Source organism: Intrasporangium calvum DSM 43043, from assembly GCF_000184685.1.
GTDB classification, from domain to species: Bacteria; Actinomycetota; Actinomycetes; order Actinomycetales; family Dermatophilaceae; genus Intrasporangium; species Intrasporangium calvum.
The window spans coordinates 1399860-1418009 of sequence record NC_014830.1 but is presented as its reverse complement, the minus strand read 5'-3'; the positions used below and the strand labels follow the sequence as shown (position 1 = coordinate 1418009).

Sequence of the window (18150 nt, the reverse complement as noted above, 5' to 3'; positions counted from 1 at the left end):
AAGCACACCAAGGACGGCGCAAAGGCGTTTGTCAGGCATTTCGTCGATGTCGTGAACGCGTCCTGGAGGAAGCCGAACCCCGAAGCCATTCGAAGCCTGTGCCAGCGTGAGTCCGAGTCATGCTCGGGCTACGCATCATTGGCAGAGCGGCTCTTGAACGGCAAGGGACGCTACGAGTCGGACCCGATCGACGTCGGCCTCCTCGTCACCCTCGCCGATTCGGATGGGATCTCCCGAATCCACGCGACGGTTAAGGTCCTAGGTGCGCGCGTCGTCAATGACAGCGGCGACACGGTGCGGGAAGACCGGAAGGAGACTGTAAAGAACATCTTCTCTCTCGTCTGGGGAACGAAGGGGTGGAGTGTTCGAGAGGTCAGCAATGCGTAGGAGCGCGCAGTTTCTTCTTGCGCTGCCAATCCTTGCGTTCTCTCTGGCAGTGGCCACTCCGGCTGCTGCCGACTGCGGTAGCGGCTGGACTTGCGAAACAGACGGAACTGGAGTCACGGCCTCGCTCAACGCAGTTCAGATGCGAGCGTTGGACGCGGAGTATGCGCGGTTGTTGGTGAAGCCTCAGGCGCATTGGAGGTATCGGATCGCGATCTCGGGGTGTGATCTCGAGGGGGGTCCGGCGCTCAGTGGTCACTGCCTGGCGGCGGCGACGGCGGCGTGCGCGGACAACAGCCCGCGGCAGGGGCTGGGGCCGCTCTCGGACGTGTACCGGTGGTGGGTCGATCGGGACGGCGACCCGTTGCCGGCCGAGGAGTGGCCCGCCGGCAGCCGCCCGGCCGGTCCGTTGGGCCAGCAGCTGGTCGGTACCACCTGCCTGCCGAACCTGGTGCCGGGGGTGCGCCCGGTGCCGACGGTCGAGATGATCGTGGCGGCGTTCCACCAGACGCGGTGGGCGACCGCGCGGGTGGCCACCCAGCCGGAGGGGAACACGACGCTGGTCAACCTCGAGACCTTCTACCGGGTGCAGTGGTCGAGCGAGGGGTTCGAGCCGGGTGAGGTCGACACGGTCGACCCGGCGCGGATGTATGGCTACCGGGTGCAGATCCGGCCCCGGCTGGTCAGCTACCGCTACCACTTCGGGGACGGGGACTCGTTCGGGCCGACCGACTCGCCGGGCGGGACCTACCCGCACGGGCAGGTGGTGCACACCTACCGCGAGGCGGGTCAGTTCGCCTCGTTCGTGCAGGTGCGGTTCGGGGCGCAGTTCCGGGTCAACGGGGGGCCGTGGATCGAGGTCCCGGACCAGGTCACGGTGCGCCAGCCGGCCACCACGATCACCGTCAAGCAGGCCCGGTCCGTCCTGGTCAACCAGTGACCCGGCACGAACTGCACACTCGAGCGCTGGGGGCGAAGAACTGCACACTCGAGCGCTGGGGGCGAAGAGCACACTCGAGCGCTGGGGGCAGGGCCGGTGCGGTGGTCAGCCCGGGGCAGCGACGCGGCTCACACACTGACCCGTGGGACGGGTCAGTGTGTGAGCCGGTGGTGGCGAACCCGCCGAGCGGGTCAGCTGAGGCCCCAGCGGGTCAGCCCGGGGCGGCGCGTCAGCGAATCCCGAGCCGGTCGAGGCCAGCGGCGAGCCGGGCGACGGTGCCGTCCACGTCGGCGAGCTTGTCGAGACCGAACAGGCCGATTCGGAACGTCGAGTACCCGGCAGGCTCGTCACACTGCAACGGAACCCCGGCGGCAGCCTGGATCCCGACCTCACGGAAACGGGCGGTTGACTGGAGTGCCGGATCGTCCGTGTGGACGACCACCACCCCCGGGGCCTCGAACCCAGGGGCGGCCACGGACACGAAGCCCCGCTCGGCCAGGAGGGCGCGGACCCGGGCGCCGAGGTCAGCCTGGGCCGCCCGCACCACCTCGAGCCCACGGTCGTAGGTCTCCCGCATGACGGCGGCATTGTGGGCGAGGCCGTCGGTCGGCAGGGTCGCGTGGTAGGTGGCCCGTCCCTCGACGTACGCGTCGGTGACGAAGAGCCACGTGCGCAGGTCGGCCGCGAAACTGGTCGACCTCGAGCCCTCGACCGCCGCCCGGCCCCGCTCCCCGAGCATCACGAACCCGGCGCCGGGTGACCCGCTCCACCCCTTCTGGGGAGCACTGAGGAGCACGTCGACGCCGGCGGTCGCCATGTCGACCCACATGGCTCCCGAAGCGATGCAGTCGAGTACGAGCAGACCACCCACCTCGCGGGTCGCACGGCCCAGGGCCTCCACGTAGGCGTCCGGCAGCAGGATCCCGGAGGCAGTCTCCACATGAGCCGCGAAGACCACCTCGGGACGCTCGCGACGAATGGTCTCGACGACTTCCTCGATCGGAGCCGGTGACCACGACGCATCCACGGCCGGGCTGTCGGGCCGGGCCTTGCAGATGGTCACGGCGCTGGGGATCGAGCCCGCCTCGAAGATCTGCGACCACCGGTACGAGAAGAACCCGTTGCGCAGGACCAGCACTCGGCGACCGGTGGCGAGCTGGCGTGCCACGGCCTCCATGGCGAAGGTTCCGCCGCCGGGGACCACGGCGACCGCATCTGCGTGGTAGGTGTCCCGGAGAACCTCCACGATCTCCTGCATCACGCCGACGAAGCGGCGGGACATGTGGTTGAGGGACCGGTCCGAGAAGACCACCGAGTACTCGAGGAGGCCGTCCGGGTCAACGTCTGCGCGAGGAAGCTGCATGGACCCAACCTACGGTCCCCGCTCGATCGCCGAGAGCAGTGGCCGCCCATCGGTCAGCCGAAGAAGGAGCGCACCGCCTCGATGACCCGCCCCTGGTCCTTCTCGCTCAGGTCCGTGGAGCAGGGCAGTGACAGCCCTCGCTCGAAGAAGCCGTCGCCGACTGAGCCGGCGAGCACGCGCGCCGCGGCGAAGGGCGGCTGGGCGTGGAGGGGCCGCCACAGGGCCCGCGCGCCGACACCGCGCCGTGCAAGGTGCGCCAGCAGGTCGTCGCGACCTCGACCATCGGCCGGCGACACCATGACCGAGTAGAGCCAGTAGGTGGCATCGAACCCCGTGACCCGGGGCGGCAGATCCAACGGCAGGTCCGCGAGCGCCTCGTCGTAGCGACGGGCGAGTCGCTGCTTGGCCGCGACGAACTCGTCGAGACGTTCCAGTTGCGCGAGGCCGAGGCCGGCGGCGATGTTGGTGAGGCGGTAGTTGTAGCCGACTTCGTCGTGAAGGTAGCCGACGTCGGGCACCTTGGCCTGCGTCGTCAGATGCCGAGCCCGCTCGGCGAGCGCGTCGTCGTCGGTGACGATCATGCCGCCGCCGCCCGTCGTCGCGATCTTGTTGCCGTTGAAGGAGAAGCACCCGACTCGCCCGACGGTGCCCGTGTGCCTGCCGGCGTAGCGTCCGGCGGACCAGCCGGCACCGAGGGACTCTGCGGCGTCCTCGAGGATGGCGACCCCGTGGCGGTCGCACGCGTCGACGATCGGCTCGATGTCGGCGGGCTGGCCGAGCACGTGGACGACCTCGACGACCTTCGGGAGCTCCTCCCCGGCCGCCGCCCGACGGTCCAGCTCCGCGGCGACGAGAGCCGGGTCGAGGTTCCAGGTCCGGGGTTCGGAGTCGACGAAGACCGGCCGAGCCCCGAGGTAGGCGATCGGGTTGACCGACCCGACGAAGGTGAAGTCGGAGCAGAACACGTCGTCGTCGCGCTCGACGCCGAGCAGGATCAGACCGATGTGGATCGCGGCGGTGCCACTGGCGCAGGCGATCGCGTGCCGAGCGCCGACCCGGTGCGCGAAACGGTCCTCGAACTCGGCGACGAAGGGCCCGACGGACGACACGTAGCCCGACTCCACCGCCTCGACGACGTAGTGCCGCTCGAGCGGGCCGATGTTGGGCACCGCGAGGGGGATCGTCCCGGCGACGCCGTGCGACCCGGGAGCATGCGCCTCGCGCTCCGTTCCCCCTGCGGCCAGTCGGTCGCTCATCGGTGGTACCGCGCTGCCGTCTCGGGGTCGACGCGAGGCCGGAGCCACTCCGCCGTGCGGGCCAAGCCCTCCTCGAGCGACACCGTGGGCGCCCATCCGAGCACCTCGTGGGCTCGGGTCGGATCCGACAGGAGGATCTGCACCTCCGAGCCTTCCGGCCGGATCCGTGCCTCCTCCGTGACGATCTCGGCCGTGCTTCCGGTGACGGTGCGACAGAGCTCGACGACCTCACCGATGGACACGGTCCGGCCGGTTCCGAGCTGGATCGTCGTCCCGGGCGCCACGTCGCAGAGGGCGGCCCGGACGAAGCCGTCCGCGGTGTCGGTGACGTAGGTGAAGTCGCGCTTGGGCGTCAGGTCCCCGAGTCGGACCTGGTCGGCGCCGGCGAGCAGCTGGGACAGGACGGTCGGGATGACGGCCCGGGCGGACTGTCGTGGACCGAACGTGTTGAAGGGTCGCAGCGTCACGACGGGAGTCTCGAACGAGAGCGCGTAGGACTCGCACAGCTTGTCCGCCGAGATCTTCGTCGCCGAGTAGGGCGACTGACCGCGCAGCGGGTGGTGCTCGGTGATCGGCACCTCCTCCGGCGTGCCGTAGACCTCGGACGTCGACGTGTTGACGAGACGCGGAGTGCCATGGCGGCGGACGGCCTCGAGGACGTTGAGCGTGCCGATGACGTTGGTCTCGACGTAGGAGCGGGGCGCGACGTAGGAGAAGGGGATCGCGATGAGTGCCGCGAGGTGGAGCACGACGTCCACTCCCTCGATCGAGGCCGCCACGTGCTCCGGGTCGCGGATGTCGCCGAGCACGACCTCGGCCTGGCCGTCCCGCAGCGCCTGCGCGAAGACCTCGCTCTGGTCGAGCCAGCCGAGCGAGCCGTTGGAGTTGTAGAGGCAGAACGCCTTGACCCGGGCTCCGTCGGCCACGAGCCGTTCGACGGTGTGGCTGCCGATGAAGCCGTCGGAACCGGTCACGAGGACCGTCGTGCCCGCGACCGAGCCTTCCGTGGGTCGCGGGCGGAGGTCGGGGCCGGAGTCGGGGTTCGTGGTCACAGCTGCCTTCTCGTTGGGTTCGTCGATGCCGTATGCCGCTGGGCTCAGGGCCGCTCAGGCGTGGCCCTTGGCGCGGGCCAGGTCGGTCGGGGTGCCGACGTCGATCCAGTCGCTGCCGATCGGCCAGGCGGTCACGATCTCACCCTTCTGGAGGCAGGTCTCGACCAGGTCGGGCATGCCGCTGGGCCGTCCCGCCGGGACCCAGGCCAGGGCCCGCGGCTCCACGGCGTAGACGGCGGCGTTGATGTCGAGGGACAGGGTCGGTTTCTCGGAGACCCCGGTCACCCGCCCCGACTCGGTCTCGACGACGCCGAAGGGCACCTCGTGCTGGTAGCTGCGCGTCGCCATGGTCAGCGTGGCCCCGGTGCGCCGGTGGGTGCGGAGCAGATCTCCGGCGTCGAACTGGACCATGAGGTCGCCGTTCATGACGAGCACCGGATCGGCCAGGTCCGGCCGCTCGGCGCGGAGCAGGGTCAGCGAGCCGGCGGTGCCCAGGGGCCGCTCCGGGTCCTCACGGAGGTAGCGCACCGAGCAGCCGAGCCGGGAGCCGTCGCCGAGGTGGTCCTCGATCTGGTCGGCCAGGTAGTTGACGCTGACGTGGATGTCGCGAATGCCGTCTCCGACGAGGCCGAGGACGATCCACTCGATGATCGAGCGGCCGGCCACGGACATGAGGGGCTTGGGGGTGTGTCGGGTCAGGTCGCCCAGGCGGGAACCGCGGCCGCCGGCCATGATCACCGCGACGTTGGGCCGGGCCGGGGCACCGACGACGTCGGACAGCGTGTGCAGCCCGAGCAGCGTGCCGTCCTCGGCGACCTCCGGGACTGCTGACACGTGCAAGGCGGTGAGCAGGTCGACGACGAGGGCTCGGGGGGATCCGGCCGTGACCGTGTGCGGCGAGGTCGTCGCGTGCTCGATGGCGAGCTCCTCGAGGCTGCGGCCCCTGAGGATGGCGCGACGGAGGTCTCCGTCGGTGAGCAGTCCAGCGAGCCGTCCCCTGACGTCGACGAGGAGGCAGACACGGGTTCCGCTCCGGTCGATGACGAGCAGGGCGTCGCGCAGCGTCGCCGTGGTCGGGGCGGTCGACCGCTCCAGGTCACCGGAGATCGCGGTTCCGCTCACGGTGCCACCTCCTCGCCCGGTGTCCGGTCCTGCACGCTGTCGTCGGGTCGGCCGTTCGCTGCGGCGTCGACGAACGACTTGACCCGTCCAGCACCGCCGGCCCTCCGCACGATATCGAGGATCCGGCCGCTCGCGTCCCCGCTGCCGTACGGGTTGACCACCAGCCGAGCGCGAGCGAGGGACTCGGGTGACAGGGCTGATCGCACGGCCCGCTCGACATCGGCCCGGTCATCGGCCGCCTGGATGACGTTGTCCCCGCGGAGGCGGCCGCGCTGCCGTTCGCCCACGTCGACCGCGGGCAGGTGGAGGGTGGCGGCCTCGATGACGCCGGAGGACGAGTTGCCGACGACGACGTCGACGGCCGCGAGCACGGCAGGATACTGGGCTCCGATGGCGTCGACGAAGCGGAAGCGGGGCTCCCGCGCGGCGAGCGCCGAGAGAGCGGCGATGATCTCGTCCCGGCCCTCGTCCATCCCGGGGTGGGTCCCGATGACGGTGCCGCACGCGGCGAGGGTTCCCTCTGCGGCGGCCACCGCCCAGTCGCCGACGGGAGCCTCGGCGTTCGCCGTCGGTGGGTGGTAGGTGAACAGGGCCACGGGCCGCTCGACCCGCTCGACGCCGAGCAGGCCGGCGAGGGCCGCGTCGTCGAGGGGTTGGGCCGCTGCGAGTCGGTCGAGGCCGGGGGCTCCGGTGACGTGGATCCGCTCCTCCGGCTCTCCCATCTGGGCGAGCCGCTGGGCCGCGTCGGGCGAGGCGACGCAGTGCTCGTCGCCGAGCTTGGTCACCGCGTGCCGGATCCGCTCGTCGACCGCCCCCTCCGTCACTTCACCGCCGTGGAGGTGGACGATCGGCACCCCGAGGAGGAAGGCCGGGGGCACGACGTAGAGCAGCTCCCACCGGTCGCCGAGGACGACGATGGAGTCGGCCCCGATCTCGGCGAGCACCCTGCCGGCGGCGGCGGAGAGCAGCGCCCCCTGCTCGAGCTGGGCCGCGGTCGACATCTCGCCCATCGGCTCGGCGAGGGCGTGGACGCGGGCACCCGAGCCGGTCGCCTCGGGTAGGGCCTGCTCGAGCTCAGCCGCGTCGTACATCACGCCGGTGAGCAGGTGGAGGTCCACCTGGGGAGCCTGGGCCAGGACGCCGATGACGGGGGTGAGGGGGCCGAGGTCGGCCCTGGTGCCGACGAAGACGGCGACGGTGCGCGGCTCGGGCATCAGGCTCCCAGGTCCGCGTCGGTGATCGGCGCGCCGGCCGGGACCGCGGTGGCGACGACGCGACCGCGCAGGTCGACCGCCGGGCTGAGGCCGCCCTCTGGTCGGAGCAGCGACAGATGTTCTCCCCCGAGGACGGTGCCGGCCGGCAGGTCGACCGCGGCGTGCCAGGAGCGGCGCACCAGTGTCGCGTTCTCCTGCTCGGAAGGCATCCGCCGCTTGACCCCGTCACCGAGCGCGCGGGAGAGCTGCTTGGTCGCTGCGACGTAGTCGGTCAGCTCCTGCGGCTCGAGACTGGCGAGATGGTCCGGACCGGGCAGGGTGCGGTCGGCCGTGAAGTGCTTCTCGAGGATGGGCGCGCCGAGGGCCACCGCCCCGAGGGCGGTCGTCAGACCGGGCGTGTGGTCCGACCAGCCGACCGGGACCCCGTGGGCGGAGGCCATCACCGAGATGGCACGCAGGTTGCACTCCTCGATGGGGGCGGGGTAGGCCGAGACGCAGTGGAAGAGCACGAGGCCGGGCGCCTCGCCGCAGGCGTCGACGGCGAGGGCGACCTCCTCCGCCGAGCCCATCCCGGTCGACACGAGCAGCGTCACGCCCAGCCGCGAGAGCTGGCGGAGGTAGGGCAGGTTGGTCAGCTCGCCCGAGCTCACCTTGAGGGCCGGGAGCCCCAGGCCCACGAGCAGCTCCGCGCTGTCGAGGTCGAAGGGCGTGGACAGGAACGTGATTCCGCGGTCGTCCGCGTGGTCGCGCAGCTCGGCCCACGCGGTCTGCGGCAGGGTGAGGGCCTCCAGGAGCGAGCGCTGGTCGGCGCTGCCGCCGCGGTCGCGCTGGTAGGGGGTCGTCGCCGCCGTCGAGGAGACGAGCTTGTCCGGGGAGAACGTCTGGAACTTCACGGCGTCCGCGCCGGAGGTGGCCGCGATGTCGACGAGGCGATGAGCGAGGTCGAGGTCACCGTTGTGGTTGACGCCCGCCTCGGCGATGACGTAGACGTCGCCCTCGGTGGGGATGGCGGTCCCGGCGATGGTCACGGTGCTCATTGGCTCGTCCCTCTTCCCAGCCTCTGGTGGGCCGAGCGTGCGGGGACGCCGACCATGGTCTGGCCATCCGGGGCCGAGCGCGTCACGACGGCCCCCGCCCCGACCGTCACGCCGGCGCCGAGCGCGACGCCCGGCAGGATGCGGGCGCCCGACCCGACGAACGACCGGGCTCCGATCCGTGCTGCACCGAGGAGCACCGCCCCGGGTGCCACGTGGGAGCCCTCCCCCACGACGCAGTCGTGCTCGACGATCGCACCGGTGTTGACGATGACACCGGCCCCCAGCCGGGAGCCGGGGCCCACGTGGGCGTGCTCGAGGACGACGGTGCCAGGGCCGAGCTCGACGCCGACGGCCACGGTCGCGGTGGCAGCGACGACGGCAGGCGCCACCTCGTCCCCTCCCCCCGTCGACTGCGCACTTCGTGCCGGCACGTTCTGCACACTCGACGGGACCTCAGCCCCCGACTCGGTCGAGGGTGCAGCTGCTGCGGTGCGGGCGCGCTGCGCCGCCGTGCGGAGCCGCCCGAGCACGGCCAGTCGAGCCTCGGACGAACCGATCGCGACGACCGCGTGCAACCCCTCGGTGACGACCCGCTCGATCCCGGCGTCCTCGTCCTCGAGCACGTCGACGGGCCAGGCACGCCCGCCGGCGTCGCCGACCACCGCCACGACCGACGCCCCGAGCCGCTCCAGGACGTCGACCACCGAGCGGGCGTGCCCACCGGCACCGAAGACGACCCACCCAGCCGTGGGGGGACCGTCACCGGCAGCGGGAGCGAGCCCAGCGGCATCCGGCCTGTCGTTCATGACAGCCCGCCCAGCGTGCCCGCGGCCTCGGCCAAGGCGTCCCCGACGCGGCGGATGTTCGCGGGCTCGAGCACGGCCGGCACCCGCGGCGGGTCGAGGACGAGCCCCTCCCAGGAGTTGCGGACGTAGGAGTGCACGAACCACTCGTCGATCTCGGACTCGGTGGCGCGCAACGTCTCCCACCCTCGCTCCGCGACGAACGGCACGAGGTCGTCAGGGGTCGCGAGCCGCCGCACGTTGCCCAGCGCGCTCCACGGCATCGCGGCGCCGGTCACGACCGGCCGGCCGAGCAGCCCCGCCTCGAGACCGACGGTGCCGGTCGCGGTCACCGTGAAGACGGCCTGCTTCATCAGCTCGCGCGAGTCGGCGAACGGGTCGATCGTCGCGATGTTGGGGTGGACGTCGAACTGCGGCCAGTAGTCGGGGTCGCGGCGCCACATGAAGTGGGCGTGCTCCTTCACCGCGACGCCGATCCCCATGGGCGCCAACGCGTCCGCGAGCACCCTTGCGGTGTAGGCCTGGTCGCGCCACTCCTGCCCCATGACGTCGACGCTCGACTCGGGCTGCACCTGCAGGGGAAGGAAGACGAACTGCTCCGGCACGGGGTCCCAGCGGCGGGTCCGGTACTCGCGCAGGTTGAGCCGCGCCTTGACCGGGTTGAGCCAGGGCAGGCGCGCGTAGTCGCTCGGCTTCGGCAGCTGGAGGTTCGCCCCCCGGTCCACCGCGAACTCCCGGACGCGGTCGCTGGCGAGCCGCCAGATCTCCTGTCCGGACTCGACCTTGAGGTTGCGGGCGTACCCCATCGGCCGCCCCTGCTCCGTCCGCCACGTGTCGATGAAGCGCTTGCCGGCGTCGAGGGCAGCGGGGTCATCCACGGCCCGCTCGAACAGGGTGATGCCCTGCGGCGCCCCGATCAGCCCGAACCGGTCCGAGGGCAGCCGGATCCCTCGCGGCCACGTCGCGAGCCCTCCGTGGTGGGTGACGAGCCCGGCGGTGAGCAACTCGGACGTCACGGTGAACTCGGTGAGCGCGAGGACCGGCCCGCGACCGGCGATCGCCTGCTCGAGGTGCTCGGCCGCGAGGTTGAGGAAGTTCATCGCCGTGTCGACGCGGTTGCGGCGCAGCGCACGCTCCGAGACGAGCAGGTCGAGCACGTCCAGACCCACGCCGGCGCAGGCGCGCTTGAGGGCGGCGTGGGGCGCCAGCCCGCTGACGACGTTGGCCTTCCAGGCCGCCGCGTAGGGCAGCCGGACCGTGGTGGCGAGCGGCGCGTGCCGCCGCACCCAGGCGAGGTTGGCGTCGGTGCGCACGACGAGGATGAGGTCCTTCGTCTCGAACCCCGCGTGGACGAGCGCGGGCACGAGCAGGTCGTCGTAGCCGAGCCCCATGTGGACCAGCGGTGTCACCACGAAGGCGTGCTCCTCGAGTTGTCGTCGTTCGATGCCGTATGCCGCTGGGCCCGCTCCCAGGGACCGGGCGCGGTGGGCGGCTGCGGGGTTTCAGGCCGTCGTCATCCTAGCCGCGCAGGGTGCGCAGCACGCGGGGCGCGAGCGCGGCAGCGGCCGCCGCGAGGGTCACGGCGAGCGCCACCCGCGCGACGGCCCCGGCGCCCGTGGCGGGGAGCAGGGCCCCGGCCGTGCACGTGGCGGCCGTGGCCGCGGCGGCCAACCAGAGCGGACGTGGGAGCCGGAGCGAGGTCAGCGACCGGGCGGTGAGGACGGTGAGCGCCATGAGCACCACGTAGGCGGCGACCTTGGCGAGGGCGACCCCGGCGAGGCCGGCGGGGCTGCTGAGTGAGGCCGCGAGCGCGACGAGGACGGCGACCCCGACGACCGCGGCGACGGCCAGCCGTGCGGTGTGCTCGTGGTCGAGAACGGCGAGAGAGGCCGCCTGGTAGACCATGTAGGCGATCGACACGACGGTGATGACCGCGAGCGACGTCCACATCGCGCGCTGCGGGAAGTCGGGGGCCATCAGCCGGACGAGCCACGGGCCGAGGAGCGCCACCCCCGCTGCGCCGACCCCGACGACGAGGACCAGGGCGGAGGCCGTGCGAGCGGTCCAGTCCCAGCGACTCTCGAGCGGGTGCGACAGCACCAGCGGGCTCCAGGCGTTGAAGAGCGCGACGGCGAGCACGAAGGGCATGTTGGCGAGCTGGAGCGCGACCTGGTAGGCGCCCGCCTCCGCCTGGCCGAGCAGGAGGCTGACGAGCAGGACGTCTCCCATGAGCAGCCCGAGCATGGCCACGGCGTGCGGGAGGAGCGGCGCGGCGAGCCGGACCCCGGCGCGGGTCCGTTGTCGGGCCGCCGTGGGCAGCAGCGGGCGACCGACCAGCACGGCCGCGAGGGCAGCGACGACGAGTGCCGTGGTGTAGGCCGTGAGGTAGGTCCGGCCGGTGGGGTCGCCCAGTGCCGCGAGCAACCCGGCGAGGTGTGCGACGACGGTGGCGGAGACCGCCAGGGTGAGGAACTCGAACGGCCGGAGCCGGGCCCGCGACAGCGACTGGCCCGCCACGACGACGGTCAGGGCTGCGGACGCGAGGACGACGAGGGCCCACTCACCGAAGTCGACCCGGTCCGTCGCCGCGAGGACCGCCCCGACGACGAGCCCGGCGACGGCCACCCCCAGGGCGAGCAGGGTCATGGTCCCGGCCAACGCCCGGCCGGCGGTCGGGCCGTCGGGTCCCCGGTGGTACTCCCGCAGGATCACCTGCGGCAGTCCCGCGGCCGCGATGGTGCCGACCATCTGGATGACGACGAGAGCGGTGGCGACCCTGCCGTACTCCGCGTCGCCGAGCAGCCGGGTCGCGAACGGCAGGATGATGAGGATCCCGAGCCCTTGCAGCGCCGTGCCCACGAGATAGACCGCCGAGTGCCCGGCGAGCGAGGGCGCTGCTCCCGTCGGGTGGGCCGTGGCCTCGGGGTCGCACGTCACAGTGAGACCGTACCGGCCCGGTGCGTGAGAGGGTGCTGTCGTGTCCGACCACCGCGCCGAGTGTCCCGGCCCGCCCAGGCCGCGCGTCGTCGTCCGTGGGGGCGGGTCGATCGGACTGCGGCACCTGCGGGTGTTCGAGCTCGTCGGCGCCGACGCCGCTCTCTGGCCGGTCCGCGCCCGCACCTCCCCCTCGGGTGGCACCACCGTCCGCTTCCTCGACGACAGCACGGGTCCCGCTGCGCTGGCCGCGGCCAGCCTCGTCGTCGTCGCCACCGACACGGGCCGTCATGTCGCGGACGCCATCGAGGCACTGGACGCCGGCGCAGGCCGGGTGCTCCTCGAGAAGCCGGCCGCTCCGAGCCGCGCCGCCGCCGAGCCGCTGGCCGCCCACCGCAGGGCGGCGGAGGTGTGGGTCGCCGCACCGCTGCGGGCCCACGAGGGGTTCCGCCACCTGCTCACCCAGGTCGGCGCCATCGGCCGGCCGCTCTTCGCGCACGTCCGGTGCCAGTCCTGGCTGCCGGACTGGCGGCCCGACCGCGACTACCGCGAGTCCTACTCGGCCCGCGCAGACGAGGGCGGCGTGCTGCGAGACCTCGTGCACGAGCTCGACTACGCCGAGGTCCTCCTCGGCCGGCCGACCCTGCTCGGCGCCGGCCTCGACCACACCGGGCCACTCGAGATCGAGGCCGAGCAGGCGGCGACGCTGTTGTGGCGCACGGACCTCGCGACGGTCACCTGCCGCCTCGACTACGTCACCCGACCCACCACCCGCGGCATCGCCCTCCACGGGCCGGACGGCTCGCTCGAGTGGGATCTGCCCACCGCCACCGTGACGAGGCGAGATGCCGCGGGCAACGCCACGACCGAGACCTTCGCGGCCGACCTCGAGCGCGACACCGTGATGGCGACGCAGGCCCGCGCGGCACTCGAGCTCACGCCGGACGCCGACCGAGCCCAGCGGCATACGGCCGGGGCTCCTGCCACCCTCGCCGAAGGGCTGGCCACGCTCGAGCTCTGCGACCGCGCAAGGGCGATGTCATGACCCGGCCTCGCATCCTCGCCGTCGTTCCGGCCCGTGGCGGCTCGAAGGGCCTGCCGGGCAAGAACATCCGACCCCTGGCCGGGCTCCCCCTCATCGCCCACAGCATCCGCGCCGCCGCCCTGACGCCGCAGGTGTCGCGGTGTGTTGTGTCCACCGACTCGACGGAGATCGCCGCCGTCGCCCGCCAGTCCGGCGGCGACGTCCCGTTCCTCCGCCCGGCGGAGCTCGCGCGGGACGACACCCCCATGGCTCCCGTCGTCCGGCACGCCCTGGAGTGGTGTGAGCGGGAGGAGGGCGAGCCGTATGCCGCTGTGCTCCTTCTCGACCCCACCTCCCCCGCGCGCGTCCCCCAGCAGCTCGCTGCCGCCGCCGACCTGCTGTTCTCGAGTGACGGCCTCGACGGCGTCATCAGCGTCTCCGAGCCGACGTTCAACCCGGTCTGGGTGGGCGTGCGCCCCGGGTCGTCCCCCGACGGGGCGCTGGAACGCTACTTCGCGGCCGGCACCGGGGTGACTCGCCGCCAGGACACCGAGCGCTTCCGGCGCATCAACGGCAACTTCTACCTGTGGCGAGCGGACTTCGTGCGGCGGCTCGAGCAGTCCTGGTTCGACGAGGGACGCCATGCGGGCGCGGAGATCCCGGAGGCGCAGGCGTTCTCGATCGACGACGAGTACGAGTTCCGCCTCATCGAGGCGCTCGTGGCCGCCGACATCATCACCCTGCCCTGGCTCGAGAGGAGCTAGCCCGTGACGACATCCCAGGGAGACCTCAGCCGACGCACTGCCGTCGTCACGGGTGGAGCGGGACCGCTCGGCTCCGTCCTCTCGGCGGCACTCGCGGAGGCCGGAGCGCGCGTCGTCGTCTGCGACGTCGAGGAGGAGCGCTGCGCCGCGACAGCCGGCGCCCTCCCGGGCCGTGGCCACCTCCCCCTCGCAGCGGACCTGCTCGAGCCCGAGGGCATCTCGACCGTGGTCGACGCCCTCCACGAGCTCGGGGCGTGTGACGTCCTCGTCAACAACGCCGCCTTCACCGGCACGTCCGGCGTGCCGGGCTACGCGGTGCCGTTCGACGAGCAGACCGACGAGGCCTTCGCCCTGGCGCTCGCGCTCAACCTCACGGCGCCCTTCTCCCTGACCCGGCAGCTCGCCCCGCTGCTGCGCGCCGGGGGGCACGGCAGCGTCATCAACGTCTCGAGCATCTACGGCCTCGTCGGGCCGAACATGGGACTCTACGAGGGGACGCGGATGGGCAACCCGGCCGCGTACGCCGCCTCCAAGGGTGGGATCGCGCAGCTCACCCGCTACCTGGCGACCGTCCTGGCCCCGGACGTCCGCGTCAACGCGTTCGCCCCGGGCGGCATCGCGCGGGGGCAGGACGAAGCCTTCGTCGCGCGGTACGAGCGCCTCACCCCGCTCGGCAGGATGGGGACCGAGGACGACTTCCGGGGTGTGGCGGCCTGGCTCGCCTCCGACGCCGCCGCCTACGTCACCGGACAGGTCATCGCGGTGGACGGCGGCTGGACCGCCTGGTAGGCCCGGCGGCTGGGCCGGTCCGCGCCCTCAGCCGCGCAGTTCGGGCGCCACCGCGCTCTCGAAGAGCTCGATGCCCGACCGGTCGTAGGCGGCCTCCTGGAAGTAGAGGATCCCGTAGGCCATCCCGCGGCCCGCCATGTCACGAAGCACCTCGACCACCTGCTCGGGAGTGCCCACCGCCGGCTGCGTGCGGAGGTTGGCGACGTGCCGTTCGACTCGCTCGTCGGACACGCCGGCCCGGCGCAGCAGGTCGCCGTGGAAGCGCAGCCGGTCCTCAACCTCCGCGTCGTTCTCGCCGAGGACCACGTTGAAGTTGCCGGTCCGCACGATCGAGCCGAAGTCGCGGCCGACGTCAGCACAGTGCCCGGCCAGGACGTCGCTCTTGCGCGAGAAGGTCTCGGCGTCGTCGAAGAAGTTGGTGTAGTCCGCGTAGCGCGCCGCGATCCGCAGCGTCACCTTCTCGCCGCCGCCGGCGATCCAGATCGGGATGCCGTTGCTCTCGGAACCGGGCCGCGACGTGCCCTGCAGCGGGCGGGGAGCACAGCGCGCTCCGTCGACCTGGTAGTACTTCCCGTCGAGCGTCGCCGATCCCGTGGTCCACATGTCACGGAAGATCTGCACGCCCTCGCGCAGCCGGCCGAGCCGTTCACCTGCCGACGGGAAGCCGTAGCCGAAGGCCCGCCACTCGTGCTCGTACCAGCCACCGCCGATGCCCATCTCGAGGCGGCCGCCCGAGATGATGTCGACCGTGGCGGCCACCTTGGCGAGGTAGGCCGGGTTGCGGTAGCTCATGCACGTGCACATCTGGCCGAGCCGAACCCGGCTGGTCGACGCAGCGAAGGCGCTCATGAGGGTCCACGCCTCGTGGGTCGCCTCGTCGGACGGGACGGGCACCGTGTGGAAGTGGTCGTAGACCCAGATGGACTCGAAGACGTCACCGTCGTCGGCGTGCTTCGCCACACCGGCCATGGTCTCCCAGTGGCGGTCCGGCTCGATCCCGACGAGGTCCATCCGCCAGCCCTGCGGCACGAAGAGTCCGAATCTCATGCCGGTCATCCTGTCACGCCCCCCGGGCCCCTTCACGACACTGGCGCCGGTCGGCGTGTGAGGATGAGGCATGCACCACAACGACCCAGCCGTGATCAGGGACCTGCTGCACACCCCCGCGACCTGGGCCGTGGTGGGTCTCGGTGACAACCCGAGCCGCACCGCCTACAGCGTCTCGCTGTGGCTCGCCCGCGAGATCGGGATGAACGTCATCCCGATCCATCCGAGCGCGCCCACGGTGCACGGCTTCCAGGGCCACGCCCGCCTCGCCGACATCCCGGACGGCACCACCGTCCACGTCGTCAACTTCTACGTCAACAGCTCACGAGTCGGCGCCTGCGTCGACGAGGCCATCGCGCAGAAGGAGCGCCTCGGCATCGGCGCGCTCTGGCTCCAGCTCGGCGTCGTCGACGAGGACGCCGCCGCCCGCGCGGTCGAGGCGGGGCTCGCGGTCGTCATGGACACCTGCCCCAAGATCGAGTGGCCGCGCATCGAGCCCGGCGACTCGGCCGGCGCGCTCTCCGGCTGACCATCGAAAGAGCACTTCGTCACGATCGAAAGAGCAGTTCGTCCCAATCGAAAGAGCAGTTCGTCACAATCGAAAGAGCACTTCGTGACCCGGCCGGGGCATTCTCCCCGTCGAGGTGTGACGAACTGCTCTTTCGATCGGCTTGCTGGTCAGAGGCCGCGGGCGACCTCGTCGCGCAGCGCTGCTCCCTTCGCGTGAGCCTGGTCGCGGAGTGCCCCCTGGAAGTCGCGCATCCGGTCGCGGACCGCGCGCCCGAGGTCGTCGTCGGACGTCCCGATGATCCGGGCGGCGAGCAGTCCGGCGTTGCGAGCGCCCCCGATGGACACCGTGGCGACCGGCACCCCCGCCGGCATCTGGACGATGGACAACAGCGAGTCCATGCCATCGAGGTACCTGAGCGGCACCGGCACGCCGATGACGGGCAGCGGCGTGACCGAGGCGAGCATTCCGGGCAGGTGGGCCGCTCCCCCGGCTCCGGCGATGACAACTCGCAGCCCACGGTCGGCGGCGGACGTGCCGTAGGCGATCATCTCCTCGGCCATCCGGTGCGCCGAGACGACGTCCGCCTCGTAGGGGATCCCGAAGTCCGACATCACCGCGGCGGCCTCGCGCATCACGGGCCAGTCGCTGTCGCTGCCCATGACGATGCCCACCACGGGCTGCTTGCTCTGCTCGGTCATCCTCGCCTCATTCCGTGATCACGCCCTGGAGAAAGTCGGCCGCGTGCCGCGCCCGGTCCCGCACCTCGGCCAGGTCCGGCCCGCTGACGTTGACGTGCCCGAGCTTGCGGCCCGGCCGGACCCCCTTGCCGTACATGTGCACCTTGGCCTGGGGGTCCCTGGCCATGATGTGCCGGTAGGCCGGGTAGAGCTCGGGGTAGTCGCCGCCGAGGACGTTGGCCATCGCCGTCCACGGAGCGTGGGGTCGCGGGTCGCCCAGCGGCAGGTCGAGGACCGCCCGCAGGTGCTGCTCGAACTGGCCGGTGACTGCGCCGTCCATGGACCAGTGGCCGCTGTTGTGGGGGCGCATGGCCAGCTCGTTGACGACGTACCCGGGGCGACCGTCCGGCCCGGGCACCTCGAACATCTCGACTGCGAGGACGCCGGTGACTCCCAGCTCGCCGGCCACCCGGAGGGCCGCTTCGGTCGCCACCGCCGCGAGGTCGGGGTCGATGCCGGGCGCCGGCGCGAGGACCTCGGTGCAGATGCCGCCGGTCTGGACCGTCTCGACCACCGGCCAGGCGGCCGCCTGTCCCGAGGGGCTGCGGGCGACGAGGGCGGCGAGCTCGCGGGTGAAGTCGACCCGCTCCTCCAGCAGTAGACCCTCGGACATGGGACCCGGCTCGCCGACGTGGGTGAGCCAGTCGGCGACGTCGGCGCTCGACGAGGCGAGCATGACTCCCTTGCCGTCGTAGCCGCCGCGCGGTGTCTTGACGATGACCGGCCACCCGACCTCCGCGCCGAAGCGGTCGACGTCTGCTGCCACGCGGGCCACGGCCCACCGGGGGCAGGCGATGCCGAGGTCAGTCAGCCGGCGGCGCATCGCGAGCTTGTCCTGGGCGAACCGCAGTGCCGTCCGGCTGGGGTGCATGACGATGCCCTCGTTCTCGAGCGACTCGAGGACGGACTGGGGCACGTGCTCGTGGTCGAACGCCACCACGTCGCACGAGCGCGCGAACTCGAGCACGTGGTCGAGCTCGGTGTGCCGACCCACCGGCGACGAGGGGACGACGAGAGCGGCGGCGGCCACCTCGTCCTCGGCCAGCACGGACAGCTGGATGCCGAGCTCGATCGCGGGGCCCTGCATCATCCGGGCGAGCTGGCCGCCGCCGACGACACCGACGACGGGAAATCCTCCGGGGGCGCGCTTCGGCTCGGTCACGACGCCCAAGC

Annotated in this window: 18 protein-coding genes; 6 read left to right on the top strand and 12 right to left on the bottom strand. The window is 72.2% G+C overall.

Annotation, left to right across the window (positions count from 1 at the left end):
* The first annotated feature begins 51 nt into the window (after nt 1–51).
* Both INTCA_RS19485 and INTCA_RS06370 read left to right on the top strand, forming a co-directional pair.
* Nucleotides 52–387, top strand: coding sequence for a hypothetical protein (locus INTCA_RS19485; protein WP_148236501.1), 336 nt, complete (start codon nt 52–54; stop codon nt 385–387).
* A 139-nt stretch (nt 388–526) separates the two neighbouring features.
* The gene (locus INTCA_RS06370; protein ID WP_013492101.1) at nt 527–1324 is read left to right on the top strand and encodes a hypothetical protein; all 798 of its coding nucleotides are present in this window, start codon (nt 527–529) and stop codon (nt 1322–1324) included.
* A gap of 229 nt (nt 1325–1553) precedes the next feature.
* Here the strand turns inward: INTCA_RS06370 and INTCA_RS06365 are convergent, their stop codons facing one another.
* The 9 genes from INTCA_RS06365 to INTCA_RS06325 all read right to left on the bottom strand — a co-directional run bounded on the left by INTCA_RS06365 (nt 1554) and on the right by INTCA_RS06325 (nt 12108).
* Nucleotides 1554–2687 (bottom strand): aminotransferase class V-fold PLP-dependent enzyme, encoded by a 1134-nt coding sequence (locus tag INTCA_RS06365; RefSeq protein WP_013492100.1) that lies wholly within the window; start codon nt 2685–2687, stop codon nt 1554–1556.
* A 53-nt stretch (nt 2688–2740) separates the two neighbouring features.
* A complete protein-coding gene (locus tag INTCA_RS06360; protein WP_013492099.1) occupies nt 2741–3943 on the bottom strand; it encodes a DegT/DnrJ/EryC1/StrS family aminotransferase in 1203 nt (400 codons plus the stop codon).
* The gene (locus INTCA_RS06355; protein WP_013492098.1) at nt 3940–4995 is read right to left on the bottom strand and encodes an SDR family NAD(P)-dependent oxidoreductase; all 1056 of its coding nucleotides are present in this window, start codon (nt 4993–4995) and stop codon (nt 3940–3942) included. Before INTCA_RS06355 ends, INTCA_RS06360 begins: the two co-directional genes overlap by 4 nt.
* A 54-nt stretch (nt 4996–5049) precedes the next feature.
* On the bottom strand, nt 5050–6117 hold the full coding sequence (locus tag INTCA_RS06350; RefSeq protein ID WP_013492097.1) for a sugar phosphate nucleotidyltransferase: 1068 nt from the start codon (nt 6115–6117) through the stop codon (nt 5050–5052).
* Nucleotides 6114–7331, bottom strand: a complete 1218-nt coding sequence (gene neuC, locus INTCA_RS06345; protein ID WP_013492096.1) for a UDP-N-acetylglucosamine 2-epimerase — start codon at nt 7329–7331, stop codon at nt 6114–6116. The genes INTCA_RS06350 and neuC overlap by 4 nt, the downstream gene beginning before the upstream one ends.
* Complete coding sequence (locus tag INTCA_RS06340; RefSeq protein ID WP_013492095.1) at nt 7331–8368, bottom strand: N-acetylneuraminate synthase family protein; 1038 nt, start codon at nt 8366–8368, stop codon at nt 7331–7333. The genes neuC and INTCA_RS06340 overlap by 1 nt, the downstream gene beginning before the upstream one ends.
* Entirely contained in the window at nt 8365–9174 is an 810-nt protein-coding gene (locus INTCA_RS06335; RefSeq protein WP_013492094.1) for a PglD-related sugar-binding protein, read from the bottom strand. Before INTCA_RS06335 ends, INTCA_RS06340 begins: the two co-directional genes overlap by 4 nt.
* The gene (locus INTCA_RS06330) at nt 9171–10583 is read right to left on the bottom strand and encodes a hypothetical protein (protein WP_013492093.1); all 1413 of its coding nucleotides are present in this window, start codon (nt 10581–10583) and stop codon (nt 9171–9173) included. The genes INTCA_RS06335 and INTCA_RS06330 overlap by 4 nt, the downstream gene beginning before the upstream one ends.
* Before the next feature lie 106 nt (nt 10584–10689).
* On the bottom strand, nt 10690–12108 hold the full coding sequence (locus tag INTCA_RS06325) for a lipopolysaccharide biosynthesis protein (protein WP_013492092.1): 1419 nt from the start codon (nt 12106–12108) through the stop codon (nt 10690–10692).
* 40 nt (nt 12109–12148) lie between these two features.
* On the opposite strand from INTCA_RS06325, the gene INTCA_RS06320 reads away from it, so the two are divergent.
* From INTCA_RS06320 to INTCA_RS06310, 3 genes are read left to right on the top strand one after another with little or no spacing between them, the layout of a single operon-like run.
* Nucleotides 12149–13150, top strand: a complete 1002-nt coding sequence (locus INTCA_RS06320; protein WP_013492091.1) for a Gfo/Idh/MocA family protein — start codon at nt 12149–12151, stop codon at nt 13148–13150.
* On the top strand, nt 13147–13893 hold the full coding sequence (locus INTCA_RS06315) for an acylneuraminate cytidylyltransferase family protein (protein WP_013492090.1): 747 nt from the start codon (nt 13147–13149) through the stop codon (nt 13891–13893). Before INTCA_RS06320 ends, INTCA_RS06315 begins: the two co-directional genes overlap by 4 nt.
* A gap of 3 nt (nt 13894–13896) precedes the next feature.
* Complete coding sequence (locus INTCA_RS06310) at nt 13897–14682, top strand: SDR family oxidoreductase (RefSeq protein WP_013492089.1); 786 nt, start codon at nt 13897–13899, stop codon at nt 14680–14682.
* Between the two features lie 27 nt (nt 14683–14709).
* Here INTCA_RS06310 and INTCA_RS06305 read toward each other — a convergent pair whose 3' ends face one another.
* The gene (locus INTCA_RS06305; protein ID WP_013492088.1) at nt 14710–15729 is read right to left on the bottom strand and encodes an LLM class F420-dependent oxidoreductase; all 1020 of its coding nucleotides are present in this window, start codon (nt 15727–15729) and stop codon (nt 14710–14712) included.
* Nucleotides 15730–15799: 70 nt separating this feature from the next.
* On the opposite strand from INTCA_RS06305, the gene INTCA_RS06300 reads away from it, so the two are divergent.
* Entirely contained in the window at nt 15800–16258 is a 459-nt protein-coding gene (locus INTCA_RS06300; RefSeq protein ID WP_013492087.1) for a CoA-binding protein, read from the top strand.
* Between the two features lie 149 nt (nt 16259–16407).
* Here the strand turns inward: INTCA_RS06300 and purE are convergent, their stop codons facing one another.
* Complete coding sequence (purE, locus tag INTCA_RS06295) at nt 16408–16938, bottom strand: 5-(carboxyamino)imidazole ribonucleotide mutase (protein WP_013492086.1); 531 nt, start codon at nt 16936–16938, stop codon at nt 16408–16410.
* 7 nt (nt 16939–16945) lie between these two features.
* Nucleotides 16946–18139 carry a 5-(carboxyamino)imidazole ribonucleotide synthase gene (locus INTCA_RS06290; RefSeq protein WP_013492085.1) on the bottom strand — a complete coding sequence of 398 codons (1194 nt, stop codon included), beginning with the start codon at nt 18137–18139 and terminating at the stop codon, nt 16946–16948.
* Nucleotides 18140–18150: the final 11 nt, after the last annotated feature.